Annotated in this window: 10 protein-coding genes; 5 read left to right on the top strand and 5 right to left on the bottom strand. The window is 65.9% G+C overall.

What is annotated here, in order from left to right; genetic code table 11:
• Positions 1 to 63 precede the first annotated feature (63 nt).
• From VH567_RS00220 to VH567_RS00205, 4 genes are all read left to right on the top strand, one after another.
• Positions 64 to 1,773, top strand: coding sequence for a thiamine pyrophosphate-binding protein (locus tag VH567_RS00220; RefSeq protein ID WP_423322209.1), 1,710 nt, complete (start codon positions 64 to 66; stop codon positions 1,771 to 1,773).
• A gap of 24 nt (positions 1,774 to 1,797) precedes the next feature.
• Positions 1,798 to 4,626: a peroxidase family protein gene (locus VH567_RS00215; protein WP_423322208.1), complete on the top strand. Its 2,829-nt coding sequence runs from the start codon at positions 1,798 to 1,800 to the stop codon at positions 4,624 to 4,626.
• Between the two features lies 1 nt (position 4,627).
• Positions 4,628 to 5,998 carry a hypothetical protein gene (locus tag VH567_RS00210; protein WP_423322207.1) on the top strand — a complete coding sequence of 457 codons (1,371 nt, stop codon included), beginning with the start codon at positions 4,628 to 4,630 and terminating at the stop codon, positions 5,996 to 5,998.
• Positions 5,999 to 6,120: 122 nt separating this feature from the next.
• Positions 6,121 to 6,924 (top strand): lipase family protein, encoded by an 804-nt coding sequence (locus VH567_RS00205; RefSeq protein WP_423323635.1) that lies wholly within the window; start codon positions 6,121 to 6,123, stop codon positions 6,922 to 6,924.
• A gap of 61 nt (positions 6,925 to 6,985) precedes the next feature.
• Here VH567_RS00205 and VH567_RS00200 read toward each other — a convergent pair whose 3' ends face one another.
• A complete protein-coding gene (locus VH567_RS00200) occupies positions 6,986 to 9,418 on the bottom strand; it encodes a TonB-dependent siderophore receptor (protein ID WP_423322206.1) in 2,433 nt (810 codons plus the stop codon).
• A gap of 273 nt (positions 9,419 to 9,691) precedes the next feature.
• On the opposite strand from VH567_RS00200, the gene VH567_RS00195 reads away from it, so the two are divergent.
• On the top strand, positions 9,692 to 10,633 hold the full coding sequence (locus VH567_RS00195; protein ID WP_423322205.1) for a LysR family transcriptional regulator: 942 nt from the start codon (positions 9,692 to 9,694) through the stop codon (positions 10,631 to 10,633).
• Between the two features lie 3 nt (positions 10,634 to 10,636).
• On the opposite strand, the gene VH567_RS00190 is transcribed toward VH567_RS00195, so the two are convergent.
• The 4 genes from VH567_RS00190 to xdhA are packed head-to-tail and all read right to left on the bottom strand — an operon-like array spanning position 10,637 to position 16,395.
• Positions 10,637 to 11,773, bottom strand: coding sequence for a nucleoside hydrolase (locus VH567_RS00190; RefSeq protein ID WP_423322204.1), 1,137 nt, complete (start codon positions 11,771 to 11,773; stop codon positions 10,637 to 10,639).
• Positions 11,770 to 12,690, bottom strand: coding sequence for a xanthine dehydrogenase accessory protein XdhC (gene xdhC / locus VH567_RS00185; RefSeq protein ID WP_423322203.1), 921 nt, complete (start codon positions 12,688 to 12,690; stop codon positions 11,770 to 11,772). Before xdhC ends, VH567_RS00190 begins: the two co-directional genes overlap by 4 nt.
• Positions 12,687 to 14,969, bottom strand: a complete 2,283-nt coding sequence (xdhB, locus tag VH567_RS00180; RefSeq protein WP_423322202.1) for a xanthine dehydrogenase molybdopterin binding subunit — start codon at positions 14,967 to 14,969, stop codon at positions 12,687 to 12,689. The genes xdhC and xdhB overlap by 4 nt, the downstream gene beginning before the upstream one ends.
• Entirely contained in the window at positions 14,962 to 16,395 is a 1,434-nt protein-coding gene (xdhA, locus tag VH567_RS00175; RefSeq protein WP_423322201.1) for a xanthine dehydrogenase small subunit, read from the bottom strand. Before xdhA ends, xdhB begins: the two co-directional genes overlap by 8 nt.
• Position 16,396: the final 1 nt, after the last annotated feature.

The raw sequence follows: 16,396 nt of genomic DNA, 5'->3' as shown, positions 1-16,396 counted from the left end.
ACGCTAAGTTCGGAATCAGGACTCACCGAATAGTTCGTCGTATGGGCAATAGAGGGGGCAGGGATGCGCGTGTTCGAAGCGATTGTTGCCGGCCTCGAGAACATCGGCGTTACCGCGGCCTATGGCGGCGCTGGCGAGACCGCAACGGGCATGATGATCGCGCTCAAGCATTCGACCAAGATCCGCGGCATCATCACCCGCCACGAACAGGCGGCGTCGTTCATGGCATGCGGGCAGGCGATGTTCTCCGACCAGCTCGGCGTATGCTGGGCGACCGCGGGGCCGGGTGCGTTCAACCTGATCTCGGGGCTCGGCATCGCGATGTCGGATTCCTATCCGATGCTCGCGATCACCGGCTATGCCAACCGCAACTGGCGCGGCCGTGGGTCGCTGAACGAGACGTCGGGGCTCAACAATACGCCGGATTCGCAGGCGATGTTCGCGGCCTGCACCAAGGGCAGCTGGATCATCGACCATCCGGACCAGACCTGCGACATCCTCGAACAGGCGGTAAACCTGGCCTTCGACGGGCGGCCGGGGCCGGTCCATATCGCGGTGCCCGGGGAGTTCGGCCTGCCCGGCCACGATGTCACCAACTATCGCCCGATCGTGCTGTCGGTCAGGTCGTGTCCACCCGACCCGGCGCGCGTCGAGGATGTCGCGACGATGCTCGCGGACGCGTTCGCCAAGGGCAAGTCGGTGGTCGCGCTGGTCGGCTTCGGCGCGCATCGCAGCGGCGCGGGGACGGCTATCCGCCTGTTCCTAGAACGGTTCCAGATCCCGTTGCTGACGACGCTCGACGGCAAGGGTATCCTGGATGAAAACCACCCGCTCTCGATCGGCGTATTCTGCGACAGCGGCCATGCCAGCGCCTGGAAGGCGTTCCTGGCCGCCGACGTGGTCGTCGCGATCGGCAACGCGTTCAACCAGCACGCGACCTTCAACTACTGGGCGGACCTGTTCGAAGACCGCAAGCTCGTCCACATCAACATTTCCGAAATCGAGATCGACAAGGTCTACAAGGCCGATCACGCGATCGTCGCCGATGCGCGACTGGCGATCGAGGCGCTGACTGTGGCGCTGGACCCGCGGGTCGGTCCGCGCGCCGCTCCCACGGTCGATGGTCGCGACTATGAATATCGGACGATCCTTCCCGTCCCCGGCACGGTTCACCCCGGCCGGATCGCGCAGATCGTCGGCCGGATGCTGCCGCCGCGCGCGATCGTACTCGCCGATGCCGGTGCGCATCTCGCCTGGTTCGGCTATTATATCGAGCTCGAAGACGGCCAGCATTTCCGCAAGCCCGGCGCGTTCGGCCCGATGGCGGGGCATACCAACGGCGCGATCGGCGTACAGCTCGCGCACCCGGATCGCCAGGTCGTCGTCGGCTGCGGCGACGGGTGTTATTCGCTGTCCGGCTTCGAGCTGATGACCGCGGTCGAGCATGACCTGCCGGTGATCTGGATCATCTTCAACGATGGCCAGTTCAAGCTCATCAAGATCTATCAGCTCACCGAATACCGGGAGACCGGGCTGGTCGAATTCCAGAACCCCGACTTCGCGGCCTATGCGCGGGCGTGCGGCGCGGACGGCTACACCGTCGACGACGAGGACGGGTTCGAGACGGCCTTTGCCGCTGCGCTGGCGTCGGGAAAACCCTCGGTGATCGACGCGCACATCACGCGCTGGGCGGTGCCGCATTACGGCACCTCGCCGCAGGGCGTGATCGCGGGGATCGTCGAACGTGTCGAGAAGCGTTTTCGTGAGGACTGAGGGCCGCGAACCGGGGGGCAGGGCATGGTGAGCTGGAGCGAAACCTATGCGGGCGGCAGCGCGGAGGCCGAGCGGCTGGAGACCGAGCGGCTCGCGATCGACATCATGCGCGCCCAGATCAAGGCGCGGAAGGCGTTCGGCGGCGCGATCGACCGCGCCTTCCACGCCAAGGCGCTGCTCGGAGTCGAGCGTGCGAAGATCACGTTCCTCGATACGATGCCCGACGATCTGGTGGTTGGTTTCGCACACCCCGGCGCGCGCTACGACGCGATCGTCCGGATCTCGAACGCCGCCAATCACGCGACGCCCGACTACAAGCCCGATCTGCGCGGCATCGCAGTGCGGATAATCGTATCGGACGGCGAGCAGCATGATCTGCTCGCCACCAACTATCCGGTGTCGCATGCGCGCAATGCCCGTCAGTTCGTCCGCTTCGCAAAGGCGACCGCGGGTGGTTCGGTGTCACGGCTGCTCGGCCTGATCGGGCTGATCGCCGCCGAGGGCCCGTCCGAGACGGTGCGGATGCTGCGCAACGTCGGTGCCGCGCGCAAGCGGGTGGTCCGCAGCATCGCGCTCGAGACCTATTGGAGCCGCGGCGCAATGTGCTGGGGCCGCGAAGCCGTCCGTTTCCAGATCAGGCCCGCGTCGAACGCTCCGCCCGCACCCGATCCTGTCGCGAAGGATCCGGGGTATCTTGGCAAGGAGGCGGTCCGGCGCCTGGCTCATGACGATATCGTGTTCGAGCTGTGCGTGCAGCGGTTCGTCGACGAGGCGACCACGCCGATCGAGGATACCGCGATCCCGTGGCGCGAGCGGGACAGCGCGTTCGTGCCGGTCGCGACGATCCGCCTGCCGGGCGGCATGGCGAACGAGACGAATGGCGCGGTGGCGCTTGCGGAATCGCGGGCGATCGACGGGCTGTCGTTCAATCCGTGGAACACCACCGACGAGTTCCGCCCGCTCGGCAACCTCAACCGCGCGCGCAAATCGGTCTACGACGCAAGTGCCGCGCACCGCCAGTCGCTCCGCTGGCACGCCGACCCGCCACGCCGCAACACGCTCTCGACCGGGGCGGCGCGCATGGTCTTCCGCGGCATCAACCGGTTCGTCGCATGGCACAAGCTGCCGCTTGCCGCGAGCCTGCTCAATCTCGACATGTTTCGCTTCGTCCTGCGGCGCGACAATCTGATCGATACCGACACACCCGAAGCGCCGCCGGTCGCGCGGCCGGCCCCGCCGGCACCCGACGAGGACGCGCGTCTGGCGCGCAGCTTCGACGGGGTCGGCAACGATCTGTCGAAGCCGCTGATGGGATCGGTCGGGCAACCGTTCGGGCGCAATCTGAAACCCGATTACCGCCCCGACCTGATGGACACGCCGAACCCGATCACCGTCAGCGACGTCCTGCTCAAGCGCGAGGCGTTCATTCCGGCGCGGTCGCTCAACATCCTCGCGGCGGCGTGGATCCAGTTCCAGGTCCATGACTGGGTCGATCACGAACGCCTCGCGCTCGGCAAGAAGGACGTCCGCATACCCCTGCCGCCGGGCACGCCGCGCTGGAGGAATACCCCTGACGGTCCGCTGGAAGATACGATGCGGGTCGCCGGCAACGTCGCATCGACCGAGACGCCGGATGGCATCCAGCGCGTCTTCGCCAACCAGGCGTCGCATTGGTGGGATGGATCGGAGGTCTATGGCGCGACGCTGACCCAGGCGACCGCGCTCCGCGAGGGGGCCAGGTTACGGCTCCCCGATGGCTATCTGCCGACCGACCTCAACGGCATGGACATCACCGGCTTCAACCAGAGCTGGTGGATGGGCTTGAGCGCGCTCCACACGCTGTTCGCGCGCGAGCACAATCTGTTGTGCGACGAGCTGCAGCGGCATTACCCGATCTGGACCGACGACCGCGTCTATCACACCGCGCGGCTGATCGTGTCGGCGCTGATCGCCAAGATCCACACCGTCGAGTGGACGCCCGCGATCCTTGCCACCAAGGCGATCGACACCGCGCTGAAGAACAATTGGAACGGCCCACCGGCGAACGACTGGCTGACCAAAGGCGGGCTCTGGCTGCTCGATGCGGGATCCGGGGTCGGCATCCCCAAGACGATGCCCGATCATCATGGCGCGCCCTATTGCCTGACCGAGGATTTCGCCACGGTCTATCGGCTTCACCCGCTGATCCCCGACGATTACGCGTTCTACGATCATCGCGGCGGTGGCCATATCGGCACGCGCAGCTTCGCCGATATCCAGGGTCGTACCGCAGACGACGAGATGCGCAGGGTCGGGCTCGGCAACGCGCTGTATTCGTTCGGCATTGCGCATCCCGGCGCGATCACGCTGCACAATTACCCCGACGCGCTGCGCAGCTTCGACCGCGATGGCGAGATGATCGACCTGGCGGTGGTCGACCTCGTCCGCACCCGGCGGCGCGGCGTGCCACGCTACAACGACTTTCGCGCCGGGCTGCACAAGCCGCGGATCACGCGCTGGAAGGATCTGACCGACGATCCCGAAACCGTCCGGCAACTGCGCGATGTCTACCGGTCGATCGACGAGGTCGACACGATGGTCGGGCTGTTCGCGGAGCCGGTGCCGACCGGGTTCGGCTTTTCCGATACCGCGTTCCGGATCTTCATCCTGATGGCGTCGCGACGATTGCAGAGCGATCGCTTCCTGACGGTCGATTTTCGGCCCGAAATCTATTCGCCGTTCGGGATGGACTGGATCGAACGCAACACGATGACCAGCGTCATCCTGCGCCATTGCCCCGAACTGGCCGCGACGCTGCCGCGCGACGCGAGTGCGTTCGCGCCGTGGCGCCCGGTGCCGTCACGAAAGCCATGACATGACAGACGCTCCGGAAATCCCGCACGCCGGTCTGCGTGCGCTGCTCGATCGCCCGCTGCTGGAGACGATCTGGCAGCGCCGTACGCACCGGGTGAGCCGCGGCAGCGACGTCTCGGCTGGCTCGATGAGCTACAAGAGCCCGCACCAACGCGAACCGCTGGGTGCGCTCGAGGAGGCGGTGCTGATCGCGATGACGGGATGCACCGGGCTGACCATGCCCGATCGGCCGTTCAACGATCCGCGCAACGGCAAGCCGATCATGGCCAAGCCCAACCTCAACATGGCCGGACGGACCGCGGGCAGTCCGGACAATGCGCAGGGCACGCATTTTTTCCTGATCAACGACAGCGGGACCTATTTCCTGCGCAAGTTGCCGCCCGCGCCCGATACGATCTTCAGCGAGACGGTGCTGCTGGAGCGCGCGGCGCAGAGCAAGGTGAAGCTGCTCGATCACCGGCTCGACGTGCCCGACGGCCAGCGCGACTTCCCCGCCTATCTCGATTCGAACCGCTTCCTGTCCAACCTGCCGGGCACGACGATCCTGTTCCCGGTGGTCGACCTGTCGCACCAATATATCAACGGTCTGATGTACCTGCTGACGCAGCCCGACGGTGCGCGACCGACGCTGGTCGACGATCGCAATTTCTACCGGATGGCGGGCGTCAAGAAATGGGTCGCCAACGGTTTCCTCAACAAGGACATCAAGGTGCCGCTCGGCACGATCGCGCAGATGCGGACGCAGATCGAGGCCGACCTGATCCTTCAGAACATGGTGCTGACCGCCGAGGCGATGGGGCTGGGGGCGTGGCTGCACGCGGCGATGTCGCCGCCGGTGCTGCTCGGCGATCCCAAGTTCCGCAAGACCTACGGCGCGATGCTGGGCTTCGATTTCGTCACGCCGAAATGGAAGCTCGCTGACATGCTCCGCTGGCAGGTGCCGTTGCCCAAATATGCCGACCTGCGCGCGCACCCGGTCGGTCTGCGCCACAAGGGCGAGCATCTGATCAAGGGCAGCTGCCCGCCCTATTACGACAGCATGGCGGAGGCAGTCGACGCGGTCATGGCCGGCAAGTTCGGCGCGAAAGGTATCTACCGCGACAAGACGGTGTTCGACCGGATCTACAAGCCCGGCTATGCCGATGCCTATCTGCGCGACGCCAGCGAATATCCCGACGACGTGATCGCGTGCGCGCGCGACATCTGCAACTATATCTACGATACGCATGGTCGTTTTCCCGCGCACGTCGACACGATCCATGTCCCCGGCGTGTGGCTGCAGGTCCACAAGCTGGAGCTCGACTATTACGAGCGCTTCTTCCGCAACGGGCTGACGGATGCGCACCGCGATCACGACCGGAACTGGTCCTGACGGCTATTCCGACTCAAGCCACGGTGCCGACGGCGGCGATCGCGTCAGCCCCGCGGGTGCGGATCGCGTATGATCCGACCAGCGCGGCGGTGTTCCATCCGGAGATCCGTCCCCAGTTGCGGATGGACAAGACATGGCCCGATGATGCCGTTGCGGGCGAATTCTCCCGGCTTGCCTATGTCCGGTTCGAACGAGACGGTGCGTACCGCACGGTTGTCGCCGATGCGGTTGGCGCTCTGGGCTATCGCGACGTCGGTTTTTTCAGCGATGGCAGCAGGAATGGTGCGCACGGGCTCGATGGCCAGGGCTTTGCCGGACTCCGCGCCGACGGACACGCGATCATCGCATTTCGCGGCACGCAGCCGGATTCGTTGCGGGACGTGCTGAGCGATGTGCGGGCGCTGCCGGTGTCATGGACCGGCGCGGGTCGTGTCCATCGCGGCTTCAACGACGCGCTGCTCGGTCTCTTGCCGCAGGTCGACCGTTGGATCGCGGACCGGCGGATCGTGCAACTGACGGTGACAGGGCACAGCCTGGGCGCCGCGATGGCGACATTGTTCGCAGCACGACATCGGGACGCCGACCTCGTCACGTTCGGATCGCCGCGGGTCGGCGACGCCGCCTTTGCCACCGCGTGGGAGGGGCGCACGATGCGGCGCTATGTCGATTGTACCGATCTCGTCGCGCATCTGCCGCCCAAGGCAATCGGCTATCGTCATCTCGACGGCCTTCGCTATATCGACGCGACCGGCCATGTTCACTTGGGGGACGCTCTCGGTCCGGTGATGCTGTGCCGCGACCAGATCCGTGCGAGGCGAGCATTTCGGCGGGTGGTCAGCTGGAACACCGCCCCCTTTCGCGGACTCGCCGACCATGCGCCCATCAACTACATATCGGCCATCCTAGGCTGCCGCATCGGTCCATAGCGATTGCCCCTCGATACGATCGCCACGCAGGCATTTCTCGCCTGCGAGCGAAGCGCTATCGTCAGAACTTGTAGATGACCGAGCCCTGGAAGCTGCGGGGCCGCTCCGGCAGGACGATCGTACTGCCGAACAATTCGGTGAAGTTGGCGCGGTAATAGGTCGTGTCCGTCACGTTCTTGACGACGACGCGGAACAGCCAATTGTCCTTCTGGAACGAGGCGCCGAGATCGACGAGCGTGTAGGCCGGCAGCTTCACCACGCGCGACTGGCCCGAGAACACCGAATCCACCTGGACGACGCTGGCGGTCAGCGCGATGCCGTTGTCGAACGCGTAGCTGGCGGTCGCCGAATAGAGATTGGTCGGGATGCCCTGACGGCGCGACGCCTCCTTGTCGGGGATCAGGACGAGGCCACCGGGTTGGCCGCCGAGAAACAGCGTAGGATCGGTGACGTTGACCAGATCCTCGATCCCGAAGAAGCTGAACGCGGTGCCGGCATCGAGGAAGGTCTGGTTGTAGACTTTGGTCCGCGTATAGGCGCCGGTGATGAAGAGGTGCTTGTCGACCGCCCAGCGGGCTTCGGCCTCGAGGCCCCGGGTTTCGACCGACTGGTTGACCGTAGCCGACTGGACATTGTGATCGGTACGCGTCTGTTTGTAGACCGAGACCGCCGCGTAGAGCTTGTCGTCGAGGAAGCTGCCCTTGAGGCCACCTTCGTAGAGCTTCGACGCGGCGACGAAATTCTCGCCTATCACGTCTGCGACGGCGATTTCGGCACCCTGGCCGGCGACCACGGTCGATTGGCGCGACGCGGTGACGTAGGGAATGAGCCCGAACGGGAGTTTGTACGACGCGCTGGCGGTCCACGACCATGCGCCGGTGCTGCCGGTTCCGGTCAGGACGGCGGGAACGACACGGACCTTGGTCGGATCGATCGTCGATTTGGCGTCGATGACGTCGTAACGCGCACCGAGCACCAGATCGAGACCGAAGTCGAAGTCGAGATCGGCGAGCCCGGCAAGGCCGTAGTCGGTATAATGGCCCTTTACGTAATTGGTGTAATTGCAGTCGCACTCGGTCGACAGCAGACGGTCGGACAGTGGGGTGTAGCCTTGCGTCAGGTCGACCCGGTGGAAATACTCGAAATCAAAGTCTTCGCCGTGCAGGAAATCGGTGTAGCGGATCGATGGCGATACCTGGAACGAGAATTTGCCGACGTCGGTCTTGAACGCCTTGGAGACGACGATCTTGTCCTCGATCACCCAGGAATCGTGGAATTGCGAAAAGCCGTACGCGTTCTCGTTGTCGTTGTTGTAGCCATCGTAGAACAGCTGGTTCTTGATCTCGAAGCCGTTGCCGCCGTCGAAGATGATGTCGAAATAGCCGGTCTTGGCGGTGTTCTTGAGGAAGTCGTTTTCGCCGGTAAGCACGTTCTTGCGGCTGAGTTTCGTGGTGCCGACGTTCTGGAGTGCGAGATAGTTGCTCGGGCCCGTGCCATTTGCGGCGGTGAGTGTGTTGAAGCAGGCGTTGGTGATCGAGGCCGCGGTGACGTTGCCGCCGCAGCCAAAGCCACCGAACGGTGAGAAATTGCCGACCGCGGTGAATTCCGCTGGCGAAAGCTGGCCGTCGCCGTTGGTATCGAGCGGCTTGGCCGAGCCGGTGATGTAGGTGCCATTATCGACCAGATCCTGCGTCAGCCGGTTCCAGCCGCCATTCTGCTGGCCGGAATATTTCTGGTACATGCCGCCGAATTCGATCCGCAATGCGTCGGTGAGCTGGTTGTCGAACGCCGCCTGGAGGACCGTCTGGTTGGTGCCCATGTTGCGGTAATAGCTGCCCGAATCCTCGATCTCGGCGTACAGGCTGTAGCCGAATTCGGTGCCCATCACGCGCGCGGGGCCGCGCACCTCGGCCTTCAGCACGTTTCGGTTCCAGCTGCCGCCGGTGTAGCTGATCTCGCCTTCGGCGTGATCGAGCAGTGCGCCGCCCTTCACGCGCGCCGACTTGGGCACGAAGTTCATGTAGCCGCCGGTCTTTGACGGACCGTAGATCGGCGAGGCGGGGCCGCGGACGATATCGATCCGGTCGGAGGCGCCGATCGGCGTCGGGTAATTGCCCGGATTGTCGAGCCGGCGGACACCGCGGAAATAGACCTCGCCGGGCGTGCCGCGGATATCGAGCGCGCCGCCGACGCCGAAGAACGAGTTGGTGAAGGTGCCCGGCGCCTGCGCGACGAGATCGTAGATGTCGGTGATGCCGAACCGCTCGATCTGCTCGCCGCTGATCGTCGACGCGGAGCGCGGGGTTTCGACCAGCGTCTTGTCGAACCCGAATATCGAGCCGACGTCCTTGTTCGGCAGCGCGTCGAGCGACCCGGTGACGACAATCTCCGCGCTCTCGTCGGCTGGGGTCTGTGTCGTGGAGGTCTGTGCGAAAGCGGGCGACGTTATCGCGGTACAGCTCAGCAGGCTTGCGACACACGCAAGACGATACATCCCGAGACGTCCGCGGGGTGCGCAAACGACCGTCGAGCCGAAGCCCTGAAATACTGGCATTGTCGGTAGTCCCCCTGATCGTAATTTAGGGATGCCCCAGCGTCCCTAGATATGTTCCGCGCCAATAGTGCCGTGCCCGTTGAACTGGCTTCGGTTTCATTGGTGCGCCGATCCGCCCCCGACTTTTATAGTTATGCGCAAGGCGTACGGGCTTGACCTGCGGCTATCAAATGCAATGAATCCCGCAGCCCGTTGCAAAAAATAGAGTGGTCCATGCCCGCCTTTTCACGATTCCTGCGCTATTTTATCGCGGTCGGACGATTGGGGTCGATCCGGAAGGCAGCCGACGTGCTCAACGTCTCGGCGTCGGCGATCGATCGCCAGATCCTCAACGTCGAGGCGGACATGGGCATGCCGCTGTTCGAGCGGCTGCCGACCGGGCTCAGGCTGACCGCGGCGGGCGAGATCCTGATGGCGTCGGGGCTCAAATGGCAGAAGGACCTGGTCGAGGTGCGCACCCGGATCGAGGATCTGCGCGGGCTGAAGCGCGGGCATGTCGACATCGCGATCATCGACGCGCTGGCGAAGGGGTACATTCCAAGCATCGTCCAGACGATCCAGAGCCAGTATCCGGGCATCACGATCGGCATCAAGGTGCTCAACAACGATGCGGTGCGCAGCGCGATCCTGAGCGGCGAGGTGGATTTCGGGATCTTCTTCGAGCCGCAATCCTTTCGCGGGATCACGGTGCGCGCGTTCGTCGAGGTAGTGCTGGGGCTGCTGACGCCGGCCGGGCATCCGCTGGGGCGGGAGCGGGAAGCGCGGTTCTCGGCGTGTGCGGGCTCGGCGCTGATCGTGCCGGCCGAGCCGCTTGCGGTGTGCCAGCAGATCGCGGTGCTGGAGGGGATCACCGGCGTGGTCGTCGACAAGACGGTGACGTCGGACAATATCCAGATGATCACGTCGCTGGTGCTGCAGGGCGTCGGGATCGGCATCCTGACCTCGATCGACGTGACGACCGAAGTGCGGCGCGGGCTGTTGTCGTTCACGCGGATTTCGGATGCGATCCTGCGGCCGATGATCCTGGCGCTGTGCACGGCGTCGGCGCGGACGCCGTCCTATGCGGCGGGGATCGTGCTGCGCGAGATCGAGAACGGGTTCGCGCAGTTGAGCTATCCCGCCTCGATCGACGCCGCGGTCGACCCGGACGGGTGAGCGCTATTTTCGTTTGGCGTGGTGCGAGGCGTTGGCGATGAGTTTGGTCATCAAGGCCTCCAGTTTGGCGGGGTCGACCGCGCGAACGACGTCGGCGGGTTGCTCGCCCAATCCGGGGCGATAGGCCTTATCCCACGAGAGCAGGTCGCCGTAGCCCGCACCGAACTGCGTGTCCGCGTCGACGAACAGCGTCTCCTTCGCGGTGACGATCGTCGGATCGAGCCATATGCCCGCGGTGACCTCGTCCCATAGCGGAAAGCCGGGCTCCATGGCGGTGATGAGTTTTGCGACCGCGGGGTCGGCGACCTTGGCGAGGTGGGCGAGCAGTTCGGGGCTCAACTGCGTGGCGGTCGTCGGGTCTACGGGCACGAGCGTGATGTGTTTCCACGGGCTGTGGAGGACGATGCTCGCCGCCTCGGGATCGAAGCGGATGTTGAACTCGCGGCGCGGAGCGTTGACATACTCGCGCGCGAAATCGCCGGCGGATGTGTTCGCGAGCATCTGCCGCGGGTTGAGGCTGCCGCCCATATAGACGAGCTCCTTCGCGAAACTGGCGAAACTCGGGTCGAGGCGTTGCGCGAGCGCGAGGTTGGTGAGCGGCCCGGCGGCGACGATCGTGATCTCGCCCGGGTGCGCGTGCACCATCCGGATCAGGTATAACGCGGCGATCTCGGTCGAGGGTTCGATCTTCGCGTTGCCGCCGGGGAGCACCACCGAGTCCGTCGGGCCGTAATAGGGCGGCGCGGCCTGCTGGGTCGGCTCGACCCACGCCTTCATCCACGCGCCTTTCCAGATGAGCTTGCCGTACAGCGCCTCCCAGCGATCGGTCAGCGCTTCGGAATTGAGCAGGGGGTAGGTCGCGCCCTGCACCACGGGCACGTCGGTGCGGCCGGCGATCTCGACGCCGCGCAGGGCGAGCGCGGTCGCGCGGTTGGCCCAGACATTGCCCGATACGGTGGTGATGCCGACGACGTCCACGTCGGGCGCGTCGAGCAGCATCAGGTGCATGAGCCCGAACCCCTCGTCGTCGATGATGACTTTCCGCCGGTGATCCTGTGCGGTGGCGGGGCCGGTGGACAGGAGGATCGCCAGGCAGAGGCCGGCGAGGCGCAGCGCGTGGCGGAAGGGCGTCGGTTTCATGCGGGTCCCAGTTGAAGCAGTTGCGCGAGGGTGGAGATGGCGATGACGTCGGGCTCCTTGCCGGGGACTCGGGCTATGCCGATGGGGGATGTGAGGCGCGCGCGCGCTTCGGCGGGGATGCCTTCGCGGTCTAGGCGGGCGTCGAAGCGGGCGCGCTTGGTGGCGGATCCGATCAGGCCGACGAAGGCGGGTGATGGTCGTTCGAGCGCGGCCTTGGTCAGTTGGTAATCGAGCGCGTGATCGTGGGTGAGGATCAGGATCGCGCTGTCGTCGGGGGCGTCGGCGACGCACGCGGCGATTCCGGCTTCGGGGACGATCACGACGCCGTCGATCGTTTCGAAGATTGGGCGGGTGTCGAACCAGGCGAGACGAAAGGGCAGATTGGCGGCGTGGCGGGCGATGGCTTGCCCGACATGGCCAGCGCCAAAAAGGTAGACGGGGCGACGGCGCTGGCCGACGACCTCGGCGAAGGTCGTGCCGGGGAGCGGGGCTGGTCCTCTGGCGGAGAGCGTGGTTGCGATGGCGTCGCGGCTGATGCGGCGTTCGATCCCGGCGGGCGTCAGCGTCGAGACGAGCACGCGTTCTTCGGTGGCGTCGGGGATCCAGCCGAGACCAGCGGGATCGACATGTTCGATGAGCAGCCGCACGCGGCCGCCGCAGCATTGGCCGAGCAAGGGGCCGAGCGGGTAATCCTGGATGCGCCAGCTTCCGGCGGGAAGGACGAGGATCGCTCGGGCCTGTTCGATCGCGCGGTATTCGAGTTGGCCGCCGCCGATCGTGCCTTGGAGTGCGGTCGCGGTGACCAGCATGCGCGTGCCGGCGCCGCGGGGGGCGGAGCCTTCGCTGGCGAGGACGCTGATCATCGCGGCGGGTTCGTGTGCTGCGATGTCGCGGAGCCAGATGAGCCAGTCGATCATGCGCGGTGGCCGGCGATCGCGCGGAGGATCGCTTCGGGGGTGGCGGGGGCGTTCAGGGGCGGGATGCTGCGGGTGTCGGGCGCGGTCGCGGCGATGGCCTGGTTGAGCGCGGAGAAGACGGCGATGGCGAGCATGAACGGGGGTTCGCCGACCGCTTTCGAACGGTTGATCGTCGGCTGGACGTTCTCGCCGTCCCAAAGCGTTATATTCAGATGGCGCGGGCGGTCGGCGGCGGTCGGGATCTTGTAGGTGGCGGGGGAATGGGTGAGCAGGCGGCCGTGCTCGTCGAACACGAGTTCTTCGGTGGTCAGCCAGCCCTGGCCCTGGAGGAAGCCGCCCTCGATCTGGCCGATGTCGATCGCCGGGTTGAGCGAGCGGCCGACGTCGTGGAGGATGTCGACGGCTAGCACCTTGTGCTCGCCGGTGAGCGTGTCGATCGCGACTTCGGCGAGCGCCGCGCCATAGGCAAAGTAATAGAACGGGCGGCCCTGATGCGCGGCGCGGTCGTAGGCGATGTCGGGGGTGGCGTAATAGCCGGTCGCGGAGAGCGAGATGCGGCCCATATGCGCTTTCCTGGCAAGTTCGCCGAACGTAAGATGTTCCCGGCCGGCGACGACACCATCGGGGGTGAACTGGACGTCGTTGCAGTCGAAGGTTCGCTCGAGGAACCCGGTCAGACGGTCTCGGATCGTCATCGCCGCGTTGTACGCCGCCATGCCGTTGAGATCGGCGCCGGACGATGCCGCCGTCGCCGAGGTGTTGGGGACCTTGTCGGTGCGCGTCGCTGTGATGCGGACCTGCGAGACCGGCACCGCGAAGACGTCGGCGACGATCTGTGCGATCTTGATGTAGAGGCCCTGGCCCATCTCGGTGCCGCCGTGATTGATCTGAATGCTGCCGTCCGCATAGACGTGGACCAGCGCGCCGGCCTGGTTGAGATGCGTCGTCGTGAAGCTGATCCCGAATTTTACGGGGGTGAGCGCGATGCCCTTCTTGATGACGCGGTTGCGGGCGTTGAAGGCGTCGACCTCCTGCCGTCTCGCGTCATAGTGCGCATCTTGTCGCAGCTTGGCAACGAGTTGCGGGGCGATGTTGTCGGCGACTGTCATGCCGTAGGGCGTGATGTCTCGGCCGGGGGCGTAGAGGTTGGCAAGCCTTACCGCCAATGGATCGCGACCGAGATGCGCGGCGACGTCGTCGATCACACGCTCGATCGCGAGCATGCCTTGCGGCCCGCCGAAGCCGCGAAAGGCGGTGGCGGAAACGGTGTTGGTCTTCAGCCGTTCGGAGACGATCTCGACATCGGGCAGCCAGTAGCAATTGTCGCTGTGGAACATCGCGCGGTCGTTGATCGCGGGCGACAGATCGACCGTGGCGCCGCAGCGCGAGGCTAGGCGAAGCTGAAGCGCAAGGATGCGGCCTTCGTCGTCGTAGCCGACGTCGTAGGCGACCGCGAAATCATGCCGCTTGCCGGTCAGGATCATGTCGTCGTCGCGGTCGCAGCGGAATTTGGCGGGGCGGCGGGTCTTGTCGGCGATCAGCGCGGCGGCGGCGGCGAAGGCGGCGGCCTGGGTTTCCTTGCCGCCGAATGCGCCGCCCATCCGGCGGACCTCGACGGTGATGTCGGCGGAGCTGCGGTGGAGCAGGTGCGCGACGAGGTGCTGGATTTCGCTCGGATGCTGGGTCGAGCTGAGGATGTGGACTTGGCCGTCTTCGCCGGGGGTGGCGACCGCGACTTGGCCTTCGAGATAGAAATGGTCCTGGCCGCCCATCGCGAAGCTGCCGCTGATGTGGTGCGGGGCTTTGGCGAGCGCGGCGGCTGCGTCGCCGCGGGCCATGCGTTGGGCTGGTTCGATCTCGGATTTCGCCTCGCGTGCGGCTTCGATCGTGAGATGTGCGGGGCGGGCTTCGTAGGTGATCTGGCCGAGCCGGGCGGCGGCGCGGGCGGCGCGCTGGCTGGTCGCGGCGACGAGGAAGATCGGCTGGCCGACGTACAGGACTTCACCGTCGGCGAGCAGCAGGTCGTCCTTCGCGACCGGGCTGACGTTGTTGGCGCCGGGGATGTCGGACGCGGTGAAGACGGCGACGACGCCGGGTGCCGCGCGGACGGTGGCGAGTTCGATCGCGGCGATGTCGGCATGGGCTTCGCTGCTTTGTCCGAAGGCGAGGTGGAGCATGTCGCCGGGTTCGCCGACGTCGTCGACGTACAGCGCGGCGCCGCTGACGTGGAGGCGGGCGCTGTCGTGCGGGTTGCTCGGCTTGGGATTGCGGTCAGGCACCGGCGGATTCCAGGTCGAGCACGGAGACGGTTTCGCCCTGCGCCTTGTACCAGAGGCGGAGCAGCAAGTTGGCGGCGGCGTCAATGCGGTATGCGGAGGACCCGCGAACGTCGGTGAGCGGGGCGTAGTCGCTGCGGAGCGCATCCATCGCGGTCTGGATCGTGGCGAGCGTGAAGGGGCGGCCGGTGAGGGCGGCCTCGCATCCGCCGGCGCGCTTCGGGGTTGCCGCCATGCCACCGAAGGCGATGCGGGCGTCGGTGGTCCGGCCGTCGCGAACGGTCAGCTTGAACGCGCCGCAGACCGCGGTGATGTCGCTGTCGAACCGGCGCGCGAGTTTCGAGATGTGGATGACGTCGTCCGGACCGGGGCGGGGGATGTGGAGGCTTTCGACGAACTCGCCGGGGCGGAGATCCTGCTGTCCGTAGGCGATGAAATAGCGTTCGAGGGGCATCGTCCGGCGGCCTTCGGCGCTGCGCACTGTGAGCGTCGCGCAGAGTGCGATGAACGCGGGCGGGCCGTCGCCGATCGGGGAGCCGTTGGCGATGTTGCCGCCGATCGTGCCAGCGTTGCGGACCTGGAGACCGCCGAGGCGTCGGGTGAGTTCGCCGAGATCGGGGTGCAGGCGGGTGAAGGCGTCGTGCGCGTCGGCGTAGCGTACGGCTGCGCCGATCGTCAGGCCATCCGGAGTGTCTTCGATCCGGGCCAGTTCCGGAATGTCGCCGAGGAAGATTAGCGTGTCGATCGTTTGCAGGCCCTTGGTGACCGATAGGCCGACGTCGGTCGCGCCTGCGACGAGGCGTGCCTTAGGATGTTCGACGAGAAGTTCGACGAGCGCGGTTGTGGTGCGCGGAATAAACCATTGGCGGTCGCCGAAGCGGCCCGAGACGGTGTCGGTTTCGGCCAGCGCCTTCAGCTTGGCGACCAGCCGTTGGTCATCCTGCGGCGTGGGCTCGACGGCATCGCCAGCCGCGAGGATCGGGCCGTAGCCGGTGCAGCGGCAGAGATTGCCCGCGATGACGTCTGCAACCGGGAGCGTGTGACCGGTCGCGCCGATGCTGCGGCCGTGGAGCGACATGACGAAGCCGGGCGTGCAGAAGCCGCATTGCGAGCTCCCGTTTTCCGCCATGCAGGTCTGGAGCGGGGTGAAGACGCCGTCCTGCGCGAGGCTTTCGACGGTCAGCAGCGCCTTGCCGTGGAGCATCGGCAGGAAGAGGATGCAGGCGTTGACCGCGCGCCAGGTCACCGCGTCATGCGTGTGGTCCAGGTCGCCGACGAGGACGGTGCACGCCCCGCAGTCGCCCTCCGCGCAGCCTTCCTTGGTGCCGGTCCGGCGCATCCGGTAGCGGAGATGGTCGAGCAGCGTGGCGGTCGGATCGACCTCGGCGAGCTCGATTACCTCTTGATCGAGCACAAAGCGGACGGTCATG

It is taken from the genome of Sphingomonas sp. 4RDLI-65, from assembly GCF_049472435.1.
Taxonomy (GTDB): Bacteria; Pseudomonadota; Alphaproteobacteria; order Sphingomonadales; family Sphingomonadaceae; genus Sphingomonas.
The sequence above is the reverse complement of the archived record's forward strand: the minus strand, read 5'-3'. Positions and strand labels throughout refer to the sequence as shown.